10 protein-coding genes and 1 pseudogene are annotated in these 12,209 nt (G+C 61.8%); 5 read left to right on the top strand and 6 right to left on the bottom strand.

The genetic code is table 11. From position 1 onward, the window contains the following. The 4 genes and pseudogenes from JOY50_RS26890 to JOY50_RS26875 form a co-directional block, all read left to right on the top strand. Positions 1-416 (top strand): annotated as a pseudogene (locus JOY50_RS26890) (glucose-6-phosphate isomerase); the annotation flags it as partial. A 198-nt stretch (positions 417-614) separates the two neighbouring features. Continuing rightward, complete coding sequence (gene acs, locus JOY50_RS26885) at positions 615-2,549, top strand: acetate--CoA ligase (RefSeq protein WP_132844391.1); 1,935 nt, start codon at positions 615-617, stop codon at positions 2,547-2,549. Between the two features lie 42 nt (positions 2,550-2,591). Continuing rightward, the gene (locus tag JOY50_RS26880; protein ID WP_132844388.1) at positions 2,592-3,461 is read left to right on the top strand and encodes an oxygenase MpaB family protein; all 870 of its coding nucleotides are present in this window, start codon (positions 2,592-2,594) and stop codon (positions 3,459-3,461) included. 78 nt (positions 3,462-3,539) lie between these two features. Continuing rightward, positions 3,540-6,476, top strand: coding sequence for a DUF748 domain-containing protein (locus JOY50_RS26875; RefSeq protein ID WP_132844386.1), 2,937 nt, complete (start codon positions 3,540-3,542; stop codon positions 6,474-6,476). Positions 6,477-6,597: 121 nt separating this feature from the next. Here JOY50_RS26875 and JOY50_RS26870 read toward each other — a convergent pair whose 3' ends face one another. After that, a complete protein-coding gene (locus tag JOY50_RS26870) occupies positions 6,598-7,011 on the bottom strand; it encodes a VOC family protein (RefSeq protein ID WP_019470460.1) in 414 nt (137 codons plus the stop codon). A 60-nt stretch (positions 7,012-7,071) separates the two neighbouring features. Here JOY50_RS26870 and JOY50_RS26865 point away from each other — a divergent pair, with 60 nt between their 5' ends. Continuing rightward, complete coding sequence (locus JOY50_RS26865) at positions 7,072-7,374, top strand: putative quinol monooxygenase (RefSeq protein ID WP_132844384.1); 303 nt, start codon at positions 7,072-7,074, stop codon at positions 7,372-7,374. A 78-nt stretch (positions 7,375-7,452) separates the two neighbouring features. On the opposite strand, the gene JOY50_RS26860 is transcribed toward JOY50_RS26865, so the two are convergent. The 5 genes from JOY50_RS26860 to rbfA form a co-directional block, all read right to left on the bottom strand. Next, on the bottom strand, positions 7,453-7,803 hold the full coding sequence (locus JOY50_RS26860; protein WP_019470458.1) for a BON domain-containing protein: 351 nt from the start codon (positions 7,801-7,803) through the stop codon (positions 7,453-7,455). 264 nt (positions 7,804-8,067) lie between these two features. After that, the gene (gene pnp, locus JOY50_RS26855) at positions 8,068-10,173 is read right to left on the bottom strand and encodes a polyribonucleotide nucleotidyltransferase (protein WP_019470457.1); all 2,106 of its coding nucleotides are present in this window, start codon (positions 10,171-10,173) and stop codon (positions 8,068-8,070) included. Between the two features lie 249 nt (positions 10,174-10,422). Next, on the bottom strand, positions 10,423-10,692 hold the full coding sequence (gene rpsO / locus JOY50_RS26850) for a 30S ribosomal protein S15 (RefSeq protein WP_016489163.1): 270 nt from the start codon (positions 10,690-10,692) through the stop codon (positions 10,423-10,425). 147 nt (positions 10,693-10,839) lie between these two features. Further along, complete coding sequence (gene truB / locus JOY50_RS26845) at positions 10,840-11,757, bottom strand: tRNA pseudouridine(55) synthase TruB (protein WP_132844379.1); 918 nt, start codon at positions 11,755-11,757, stop codon at positions 10,840-10,842. Between the two features lie 3 nt (positions 11,758-11,760). Continuing rightward, entirely contained in the window at positions 11,761-12,159 is a 399-nt protein-coding gene (gene rbfA / locus JOY50_RS26840; protein WP_016489165.1) for a 30S ribosome-binding factor RbfA, read from the bottom strand. Positions 12,160-12,209 lie beyond the last annotated feature (50 nt).

Here is a 12,209-nt window from a genome sequence, read left to right as displayed (position 1 = left end):
TGGCCGACCATCACCAGTGGTTGTACGCCAACTGCCTGTCGCAAAGCCAGGCGCTGATGCAGGGCAAGACACGTGAAGAAGCCGAGGCCGAACTGCGCGGCAAAGGCCTGAACGAAGCGGACATCGAGAAGCTGGCCCCGCACAAGGTGATCCCGGGCAACCGCCCGAGCAACACCCTGGTAGTGGAGCGCATCAGCCCACGTCGCCTGGGCGCACTGGTGGCGATGTACGAGCACAAAGTGTTCGTGCAGAGCGTGATCTGGGGCATCAACGCCTTTGACCAGTGGGGCGTGGAACTGGGCAAAGAGTTGGGCAAGGGTGTTTACCAACGCCTGGTCGGCACCCTGGAAGACAGCGCCGAAGACGGCTCCACCCAAGGCCTGATCAACTACTTCCGCGGCCGTCACCGCGGGTGATCTAACGCCTGCACGGGCCTCTTCGCGGGTAAACCCGCTCCCACTGGTACTGCACAAGTTCCAAGCATTGTGCGGTCCCTGTGGGAGCGGGTTCACCCGCGAAGAGGCCAGCACAGGTTGAACACCGCTCCCAGCTACACTGTCCTATCGAATAGCCGTTGCAGTCCATCGCCCCTTACAAGAGCAGGACCACCCGCCATGTTCGATATCCGCAATTACCCCCAGGCCCTGGCCGTCAGCCAGTCTGCCACCCTCACCCCCGACGACTACCGCCGCCTCTACCGCCAGTCGGTCGACGACCCTGACACCTTCTGGGCCGAACAGGCCAAGCGCCTTGACTGGATCAAGCCCTGGTCAAGCGTGCAGCAGTGCGACCTGAACACCGGCAAGGCTCACTGGTTCGACGGCGCGCAACTCAACGTCAGCTACAACTGCATCGACCGTCACCTGACCCAGCGCGGCGAGCAGACCGCCCTGCTGTGGGAAGGCGACGACCCCAATGACTCCAAGGCCATCAGCTACCGCGAACTGCACCGCCAGGTGTGCCGCCTGGCCAACGCGATGAAGGCGCGCGGCGTGAAAAAAGGCGACCGGGTATGCATCTACATGCCGATGATTCCCGAAGCCGCCTTCGCCATGCTTGCCTGCGCCCGCATTGGCGCCATCCACTCGGTGGTGTTCGGCGGGTTCTCCCCCGACGCCCTGCGTGACCGCATCCTCGACGCCGACTGCCGCACCGTGATCACCGCCGATGAAGGCGTGCGGGGTGGCAAGCGCATCCCGCTGAAGCAGAACGTCGACAAGGCCCTGGCCAGTTGCCCTGCGGTCAGCAGCGTGTTCGTGGTGCACCGCACCGGCGGTGATGTCAGCTGGGCCGAAGGCCGTGACTTCTGGTACCACGAGGTGACGGACAAGGCCGGCGACGACTGCCCCCCCGAACCGATGGAGGCCGAAGACCCGCTGTTCATCCTCTACACCTCCGGCAGCACCGGCAAACCCAAAGGCGTGCTGCACACCACCGCCGGCTACCTGCTGCAGGCGACGATGACCTTCAAGGTGGTGTTCGATTACCGCGACGGCGAGGTGTTCTGGTGTACCGCCGACGTCGGCTGGGTCACCGGCCACAGCTACATCGTCTATGGCCCGCTGGCCAACGGCGCTATTTCACTGATGTTCGAAGGCGTGCCCAACTACCCGGACACCTCGCGCTTCTGGCAAGTGGTGGACAAGCATCAGGTGAACATCTTCTACACCGCCCCAACCGCCCTGCGCGCCCTGATGCGCGAAGGTTCCGCACCGTTGCAAGGCACTTCGCGCAAAAGCCTGCGCCTGCTGGGCAGCGTGGGCGAGCCGATCAACCCCGAGGCCTGGGAATGGTACTTCGAGGAAGTCGGGCAAAAACGCTGCCCCATCGTCGATACCTGGTGGCAGACCGAGACCGGCGGCATCATGCTCACCCCGCTGCCAGGCTCGCAATCGCTCAAGCCCGGCTGCGCTACCCAACCGATGTTCGGCGTGCAACCGGTACTGCTGGACGAAAAAGGCAAGCTGATCGAAGGCCCCGGCGCCGGCCTGCTGGTGATCAAGGCCAGCTGGCCTGGCCAGATCCGCAGCGTCTATGGCGACCACCAGCGCATGGTCGACACCTACTTCAAGCCCATGCCCGGCTACTACTTCACCGGCGACGGTGCCCGCCGTGATGCTGATGGCGACTACTGGATCACCGGGCGCATCGACGATGTGATCAACGTATCAGGGCACCGCATCGGCACCGCAGAAGTGGAAAGCGCGCTGGTGTTGCATGACAGCGTCGCCGAAGCAGCGGTGGTCGGCTACCCGCATGACCTGAAGGGCCAGGGCGTGTACGCCTTCGTCACGCCCATGAACGGCGTGGCCCCGGACGATGCGCTCAAGGCCGAACTGCTAGCCCTGGTCAGCAAGGAAATCGGCAGTTTCGCCAAGCCCGAGCTGATTCAGTGGGCGCCGGCATTGCCCAAGACCCGCTCAGGCAAGATCATGCGGCGTATACTGCGCAAAATCGCCTGCAACGAGCTGGACAACCTTGGCGATACTTCGACCCTGGCCGACCCCAGCGTGGTACAGGGCCTGATTGATAAACGCCTCAACCAGTAACCGGTGGCCACTGTCCATGGCCACCCTGAACCTCAGGTCGCCATGGAAGCCCTTCGCCGCCGTATCGAAACCCAGGTCATGAGCCTCACAGGGCTGGCCCTCGGTCAGCTCGACCTGGAATCGCCCAAGGGCGACCCCGGCCTGTTCGGCCCGCACAGCATCAGCTGGCGGGTACATGGCGACTTCCCGAGCATGCTGGTCGGCGGCATCAGCGCACTGATGCTGCAGTTGTTGCACCCGCTGGCCCTGGCCGGCGTTTGGGACCACTCCAATTTCCGTGAAGACCTGCTCGGCCGCCTGCGCCGCACCAGCCAGTTCATTTCCGGTACCACCTTCGGCGCCACCGGCGATGCCGAGTGGCTGATCGACAAGGTGCGCACCATTCACCTTCAGGTCACCGGCACCGCCCCGGACGGCCGCCCCTACGCAGCCAGCGACCCCGACCTGCTGACCTGGGTGCATGTGGCGGAAGTCAGCAGTTTCCTCGCCGCCCACCTACGTTATCGCAACCCGCACCTTTTGCGCGCCGAACAGGATGCCTATTACAACGAAATCGCCCTGATCGCCGAGCGCCTTGGCGCCCGCGACGTGCCACGTTCGTGTCAGCAGGTCGAAGACTACCTGCAACGCATGCGCCCGCAGCTGCACTGCGACACGCGCAGCCACGAAGTCATGCAGATCCTGCTCGACGCCCCTGCCCCCAGCCGCCTGGCACAGCCAGTAGGCAAGCTGATGCTGCACGCCGGCATCGACCTGCTGCCGGACTGGGCCCAGGCCATGCTCGGCCTGCAGCACGGGCCCTTGCAACAGCGCCTGATCCGCCTGGGCCTGCAGCGTACCGCACCTGTGTTGCGCTGGGCCATGCGTGACGGCTCGGCGCATCGGGCCAAACGCCGCATGGGTATTGAATGAGGCCAAATGGTCGCCCCTGCGGAACTGATTTAACGTGCCATACTCCAAGCACTCCTGCTTAGACAGACGAAGCGACACATGTACAAAGGACTGACCCGCGCCGCCGGCGCAATTGTGGCCCTGGTAGCCCTCTATAGCCTGCTCGGCTTTCTCATTCTTCCCGGTGTCGCACTGCGCATCGCCAACCAGCAGTTGGCCCAGTACGCGACCGTGCCGGCCCACCTCGAACGGATCGAACTCAACCCCTTCAGCCTCGAGCTGACGCTGTGGGGTCTGCAGCTTGGCGAGCCGGGCAAGGAGCAGGTCGGTTTCGAGCGGTTGTACGCCAACCTCTCGCTCGACAGCCTGTGGACCAAAGCCCTGCATGTGGAAGCGGTGGAACTCGACAAACCACGCAACGAGGTACTGTTCGCCAAAGACGGTACCCTCAACCTGACCCGGTTGTTCAAGCTGCCCGCCAGTGAGGCCAAACCCGACGAGCCGCCCAGCGACCCGTTCCCACTGCGCATTGGCAGCATCAAGCTGGTCGATGGCTACCTGCACTTCGAGGACCTGCGCCCCAGCGAGCCGATCGAGTTTCTCTACGACAACATGAACCTGGAGCTGAAAAACCTCAGCACCCTGCCCAACGACAATGCCGACATGACGCTGGTGGCCAACGGCCCCAACGGTGGCCGGATCGACTGGAAAGGCACCCTGAGCCTGTCGCCGATCGCCTCCGAAGGCACACTGAAGGTCACCGAAGGCAAGATGAAGCTGTTCTGGCCCTACGTGCGCGATGCCGTGCCACTGGTGCTTGAAGACGGCGTGGTCAGCCTCGATACGCATTACAAGCTCAACCTCGCCAAACAGACCGAACTGCTGCTGGATAACGTGTCCGTACGCATTGCGCCGTTCGCCATCAAAGCCCCGGATGGCCGCCCGTTGGCGCGCCTGGCCAGCCTGGAGGTGAGCGAAACCTCCATCGACCTGGTCAAGCAACTGGTCACCGTGGGCAAGATCCGCAGCGAAAAACTGGAAACCTGGGCGGCGCTGGAAAAAGACGGCCAGCTCGACTGGCAGAAGCTGTTCGCCAGCCAACCGGCCAAGGCCACACCGAAGGAAAAGGCCGAGCCTGCCGCCGCCGAGCCTGCGCCTGAAGAGAAAGCCGCCAACGAACCAGGCAAACCTTGGCAAGTGCTGCTCAAGGACGTGCAACTGCGTAACTACCTGGTGCACGTGGCAGACCGCAGCCAGAAAGATCCGGTAGCCTTGGACATTGGCCCGCTCAACGCCGACCTGCAAGGTTTCGACAGCCTCAACCAGACGCCCTTCACGCTCAAGCTCGATACCGGCGTGGGCAGGCAAGGCAAGCTGCAGGCGGCCGGCCAGGTCAACCTGGCGCCGATATGGGCCAAGCTGGATGTGAGCACCCGCGACATTGACCTGCGTGTGGCCCAGGCCTACATCAACCCGTTCATCCTGCTGGAGCTGCGCAGCGGCATGCTCTCCAGCGACCTCAAGGTCGACCTGAAGAACACCGCGCCACTGGCCTTCAATGTAACCGGCAAGGCGCAGGTCAACCAGTTGCATACCCTCGACACCATCAAGAGCCGTGACTTCGTCAAATGGCAGCAGGTGAATGTCGACGGCTTGTCCTACGTGCACGGCGATGCCCTGTCGATCGACAAGGTGACCCTGATGCAACCCTATGCGCGTTTCATCATCAACGAAGACCGCACCACCAACATCAATGACCTGCTGATCCCGCAACCGGCCGGCGCCCCGGCGAGCAGCCAGGCCAAGCCGGCCTCGGCCAGCAGCGACAAACCACTGGGCATCCACATCGGCCAGATCGACATCAATGACGGTTCGGCCAACTTTGCCGACCTGTCGCTCACCCCCAACTTTGCCACGGCCGCCCAGCAGCTCAACGGCCAGATCGGCACCATCGACAACCGCAAGCCGCTGCCGGCCAAGGTCGACGTCAAGGGCAAGGTCGACCGCTACGCGCCGGTCACCATCAAGGGCGCACTCAACCCGTTCAACCCATTGGCCAGCCTGGACATCGCCACCAGCTTCAAGCGGGTCGAGCTGACCACGTTGACGCCCTACTCCGGCAAGTTTGCCGGCTTTCGCATCCGCAAGGGCCGTCTCAACCTCGACCTGCACTACCTGATTACCAACGGCCAGCTCAAGGCCGAGAACAAGGTAGTGGTGGAGCAGCTGCAGTTGGGCGAAAAAGTCGACAGCCCGGACGCCGTCGACCTGCCGATCCGCCTGGCGGTGGCACTGCTGAAGGACACCGAGGGCAAGATCTCGATCGAGCTGCCGGTGACGGGTGACCTCAACAACCCACAGTTCAGCGTGATGCCGATTGTGTGGCAAACACTGCGCAATCTGGTGCTGCGCGCGGCGCAGGCACCGTTCAAGTTCATTGGCGGGCTGATTACCGGCGGTGGCTCGCAAGACCTGGGTAACGTGGCATTTGCCCCGGGCTCCAGCGAACTCACCGGCGATGCCCAGTCGTCACTGGACAAGCTGGCGGCGGCGCTGAAAGAGCGCCCCGAACTGCGCCTGGAAATCGAAGGCACCAGCGCCCAGGCCAGCGACGGCCCACTGATCGCCCAGCAACGCCTGGAGCGTGAGTACCAGTCCACCTGGTACAAGATCCTGCAGCGCCGCGGTGACAAGGTGCCGGCCAATGCCTCGATGCTGGTAGTGGACGACAGCGACAAGCCGGCAATGCTGGAAGGCATCTACCGCACGCGCCTGAAGCAGCAGCCGCCAGCCGAATGGGAGCAACTGGGCCGCGACGAACGCACCACCAAGCTACGCGAGGCGGTGATCAAGTCGTGGGCCGAAAGCACTGCCCTGCTGCGTACACTGGGCCAGGAGCGGGCCAGCAGCATCAAGGATTACCTGGTGGACAAGGGCAAGCTGGAAGATGACCGGGTGTATTTCATCGATACCAGCCTGGGCCAGCCTGAAAGCGATGGGCGGGTGGTGACGCCGATGCATCTGGATGCCGAGTAATCCCCTCTAGCAGGCTTGGCCTCTTCGCGGGCATGCCCGCTCCCACAGAGATCGCGCACTACCACAGACCTGCGCGATACCTGTGGGAGCGGGCGCGCCCGCGAAGAGGCCGGCACAGGCTTCAGACCAACCGCTGCCCCGACACCGCCGGGTGATACAGCGGCTGCACCTTGTTCCCCGCCGGGTCCAGCAAGTGGAAGCTGCGCGCCCCGTCACCATGGTTGAACGGCCTGTCCAGCAAGGTCACGCCACGGGCCTTGAAGTATTGATACCAGGCCTCCAGCTCCTCCACGCTGTCCACAATGAACCCGTAGTGGTCCAGGGTCTGCAGCCCGTTGGCCGCCCCCGCCCCACGCCCCAGCGAAAGGTTGTCGTTGCCGCAGGTGAGGTACACCAGGTCTTCATTGGCGCGGTTCAGCACCTCCATGCCCAGCACATCGACGTAGAAGCGTTCGCACTCCTCAAGGTTAGGTACCAGCAGGGCAATATGGCGCAGACCATTCAGGCGGCCGGGACGTGCAGGCAATTCAGACATTGGCGAGGCTCCGTTTTTGTATACAATTCATAATCGAATTTAAAACAAAAGGAGCGACTTGTGTATAGCCTGTTCATCAAGACCCGTGTGAAGCCCGGTTGCGCCGAGGCTTTTCTGGCAGCGATCAAGGTCAATGCCGCCGCTTCCGTCGCCAGCGAGCCAGGCTGCCTGGTGTTCGATGTGTCGCAGGACCGGGTCGACCCGGAGCTTATCTACCTGTACGAAATCTACCGCGACGATGCCGCGTATGACGCCCATACCCAGACCGCGCACTTTCGCGACAGCCGCCCACTGGTAGAACCGCTGATAGCCGAGCAGCAATGCTTCGAAAGCGATGTGATCGCACGCAACCCGGTTTACTAGCAGGTATGAAAAAGCCCCGGCTCACGCCAGGGCTTTGTGTATAACTGGCCAAATCCGTTTGGCCGAACGGGACAATCCTTATTCGGCTTTCAGGCCATCGGCCGAAACAGCCTTCACGCCTTTGATTTTCTTGGTGATGGAAATCGCCATTTCTTTCTGCGATTCGGTCACGGCGGTGGTCGACGACAGCGACACCACGCCTTTGTTGGTTTCAACCTTGATGTCGGAACCCGGGATGCCTTTCTCGGTCAGCAGGTCCGATTTGACCTTGGTGGTGATCCAGGTATCGGAAGTGGCTTCCTTGGCTTTGGTCACCTCACCGGCCGCAAGCGTCATCGGGGCCTGGGTGGACTGTTGGGCGAATGCCGCGTTAGCCATGGTCAGGGTCAGAGCGGTAGCAGTAGCGGCAGCAATGGCGAACTTCTTCATGTGGGTCACTCCTGTTTTTCGAAAGGTCTGCGCCGTATGTCCTGGCGGCAGGTATGAAGGTAGTTGCATGGGCTGTGCCAGCTTTTCCGCTTCGCTTGTTTCCTTATAAATCAACAGGTTAGCAAACAGCCATCAAATGCTGTGTCGTGCATTTTGCAATCAGCGCGGTAAACCTGCATGCAAGATGCAAGTCCGCAAAAGGTTCCCGTACCCCCATGAAAAAAGGGCCCCGAAGGGCCCTTTCTTGTGTAGCGTGGCAGTCGCTTAGACGCCCGAGGCCTTGGCCGCGGCAACGTCTTTGATCGACAGCTTGATACGGCCGCGGTTGTCCACGTCCAGTACCAGCACTTCCACTTCCTGACCTTCTTTCAGGATGTCGGTGACTTTCTCGACGCGAGCATCGCTCAGCATGGAGATGTGCACCAGGCCGTCCTTGCCAGGCAGGATGTTGACGAAGGCGCCGAAGTCGACGATACGCTCAACCTTGCCGACGTAGATCTTGCCGATTTCGGCCTCGGCGGTGATGCCCAGGATGCGCTGCTTGGCAGCCTCTGCCGCTTCCTTGGTTTCGCCGAAGATCTTGATCGAGCCATCGTCTTCGATATCGATCGAAGCCTTGGTCTCTTCGCAGATGGCACGGATGGTGGCGCCGCCTTTACCGATGACGTCACGGATCTTGTCGGTGTCGATCTTCATCGCGATCATGGTCGGGGCGTTGGCCGACAGCTCGGTACGCGACTGACCAATGATCTGGTTCATCTGGCCGAGGATGTTCAGGCGCGCTTCCAGGGCCTGGCCCAGGGCGATTTCCATGATCTCTTCGGTGATGCCGTTGATCTTGATGTCCATCTGCAGCGCGGTAACACCTTTGGCGGTACCGGCTACCTTGAAGTCCATGTCGCCCAGGTGGTCTTCATCACCCAGGATGTCGGTCAGAACGGCAAACTTCTCGCCTTCCTTGACCAGGCCCATGGCGATACCGGCAACCGGTGCCTTCATCGGCACACCGGCGTCCATCAGCGCCAGGGAAGCGCCACAGACCGAAGCCATGGAGCTCGAACCGTTGGACTCGGTGATTTCCGAAACCACGCGGATGGTGTACGGGAACACGTCAGCAGCCGGCAGCATGGCCTGGACCGAACGGCGGGCCAGACGGCCGTGGCCGATTTCGCGACGGCCAGCACCGCCCATGCGGCCACACTCGCCTACCGAGAACGGTGGGAAGTTGTAGTGCAGCATGAAGGGGTCTTTCTTCTCGCCTTCGAGGGTATCCAGCAGCTGGGCGTCACGGGCAGTACCCAGGGTTGCAACGACCAGTGCCTGGGTTTCGCCACGGGTGAACAGCGCCGAACCGTGGGTCTTCGGCAGCACACCGACTTCGATGTTCAGCGGACGAACGGTCTTGGTGTCGCGGCCGTCGATACGTGGCTTGCCGTTGACGATGTTTTCGCGAACGGTGCGGTATTCGATCTCGCCGAAGATTTCTTTAACTTCGGAAGCCGAAGGCTGGCCTTCTTCACCGGAGAACTTGGCGATGGCCTGGTCACGCAGCTCGCCCAGGCGCGCATAGCGGTCAGCCTTGACGGTGATGGTGTAACCCTGCGAAACCGCTTCGCCGAACTCGGCGCGGATGGCGTTGAACAGCTCGGTGTTGGCAACGGCAGGTTTCCAGTCCCAGGTCGGCTTGGCAGCTTCGGCAGCCAGCTCTTTGACAGCCTGGATAACAGCCTGGAATTCGTCGTGGGCGAACAGTACGGCACCCAGCATCTGGTCTTCGGTCAGCTCTTGAGCTTCCGATTCAACCATCAGTACGGCGTCGGAGGTACCGGCAACGACCATGTCCAGGCTCGAGGCAGCCAGTTGCTCGTAGGTCGGGTTCAGCAGGTAGCCGGTGCTTTCGTGGAAGGCAACGCGGGCGGCGCCGATCGGGCCTTCGAACGGAATACCAGAAATCGCCAGGGCAGCCGAGGTACCGATCATCGCAGCGATGTCCGGGTCGGTCTTCTTGCTGGTGGAAACCACGGTGCAGACAACCTGCACTTCGTTCATGAAGCCTTCTGGGAACAGCGGACGGATCGGACGATCGATCAGGCGCGAGGTCAGCGTCTCTTTCTCGGAAGGACGGCCTTCACGCTTGAAGAAGCCACCCGGGATCTTGCCGGCGGCGTAGGTCTTTTCCTGGTAGTGAACCGACAGCGGGAAGAAACCCTTGCCTGGATCAGCCTGTTTGGCGCCTACCACAGTCACCAGCACGGTGACGTCGTTGTCGACGGTAACCAGCACGGCGCCGGTTGCCTGACGGGCAATACGGCCCGTTTCGAGAGTAACGGTCGACTGACCGAACTGGAATGTCTTGATTACCGGGTTCACGGTTTCCTACCTTTTTCAGTGGCTCTGGGGGAACTGGTTTCTTGCGAATTTGTGGGCAGAACGGGGAATCGGCCCCATTGACCGTCCAGATACAACACGAGGCTGGGAGCCTGGTTAGAGAGCGGAAAACCGCTCCACTTCACCAGGCTGCCAACCTCGGAGATACGCACGGCGTGCCCATAGACAACGCTGCCAGGCAGCGCTGCCAATGCATGAGACACGCCATGCACACCACTGACCAGGCCGCTATTAGCGACGCAGGCCCAGGCGACCGATCAGGGCGCTGTAACGAGTGGTGTCTTTGCCCTTCAGGTAGTCCAGCAGCTTACGACGCTGGTTTACCATGCGGATCAGGCCACGACGCGAGTGGTGGTCTTTACCGTTGGCCTTGAAGTGGCCTTGCAGCTTGTTGATGTTCGCGGTCAGCAGAGCAACCTGAACTTCCGGGCTACCAGTGTCGCCAGCAGCTTGCTGGTAGTCGGTAACGATTTGAGCTTTTTCTTCAACGCTGAGGGCCATGTGGCTTCTCCTGATAACGGATCCCGCAAGCGGGGTCCAATAGGCCAGGGACAAATCCCTGTATTAATAAAAAAGGTGTGACCGTGCCTACTGACAGCCACCCTTGATTCCGTAGCGCTCGGCCGAAGCCTCACCCCACGGTTTCGGTCATTCCGACCGAATCAGCCGACGCGGCGCAATACGCCCGTCTTCGCTCACTTCACCGATACCGATGAAGCGCGCATTGTGATCCTGTACCCGGACCATGCCAAACTGTGGCGCGTCCGGTGCGCGTACCGCCTGCCCATGCAGCCAGTAGAACGCACTGTGCTCGGACAGGCACACCATGGGCCAGTCCTGCAGACCGCTGTCCGAGGGCATCAGGAAGCGATCGAGCGCTTCGTTGCCGCCTTCGGCGTGGGCCTGTTCGAGCGCTTCGAGGGTGACCGTCTGTGCCAGCGCGAAGGGCCCGGCCTGGGTCCTGCGCAGCTCGGCGACATAGGCGCCGCAACCAAGGGCCTCGCCGATATCCTCCACCAGGGTGCGGATATAGGTGCCTTTGCTGCATCCTACGCTCAGCCGTGCACGGGTGCCTTCACACTCCAGCAACTCCAAGCGGTTAATAGTAACAGAACGCGCCTCGCGCTCCACTACCTCTCCTGCACGCGCCAGTTTGTAAAGTGGCTGGCCGTCACGCTTGAGCGCCGAGTACATCGGCGGTATCTGGCTGATCGGGCCACGAAAACGTGGCAGCACTGCCTCGATGTCGGCACGACCAACGGTCACGTCGCGGGTCTGCAGCACCTCACCTTCGGCATCGCCGGTGTTGGTAGTCTGCCCCATCTGCATGACGGTTTCGTAGCCCTTGTCGGAATCGAGCAAGTACTGCGAAAACTTGGTCGCCTCGCCGAAGCACAGCGGCAGCACGCCGGTTGCCAACGGGTCGAGGCTACCGGTGTGGCCAGCCTTTTCCGCGTTGAGCAGCCAGCGCACTTTTTGCAGGGCGGCGTTGGACGTGAAGCCCAAAGGCTTGTCGAGCAGGATGATGCCGCTGACATTGCGGCGGATACGTTTGACCTGGGCCACCGCTTACTCCTTGGTGTCCAGCTCGTCGGTATCCTTGTGCAGGCGGTCTTCGGCCACTGCACGCTCGATCAGCGCCGACAGGTGCACACCGCGGCTGACGCTTTCATCGAAGTGGAAGTGCAGCTGCGGCACGCTGCGCAGTTGCATCGAGCGGCCAAGGTGCAGACGCAGGAAGCTGGCAGCACTGTTCAGTGCCTTCAGCGACTGCTTCACGGCATCTGGCGTTTCCTCGCCCATGACGGTGATGAACACCTTCGCATGGCCCAGGTCACGGCTGACGTCCACGGCGGTGATGGTAACCAGACCGACACGTGGGTCCTTGACTTCGCGACGGATCAGCTCGGCCAGCTCGCGCTGCATCTGATCGCCGATACGTTGGGTACGGCTGTATTCTTTGGCCATTCTTGCTACCTGTAACTTAAAGCGGCAAACGCCCGGTCAGACCAATGCCT

Source organism: Pseudomonas sp. BP01, from assembly GCF_022760795.1.
Classification (GTDB): Bacteria; Pseudomonadota; Gammaproteobacteria; order Pseudomonadales; family Pseudomonadaceae; genus Aquipseudomonas; species Aquipseudomonas putida_Q.
Note: the sequence above shows the minus strand (reverse complement) of the source record. Positions and strands in the feature narration are given on the sequence as shown.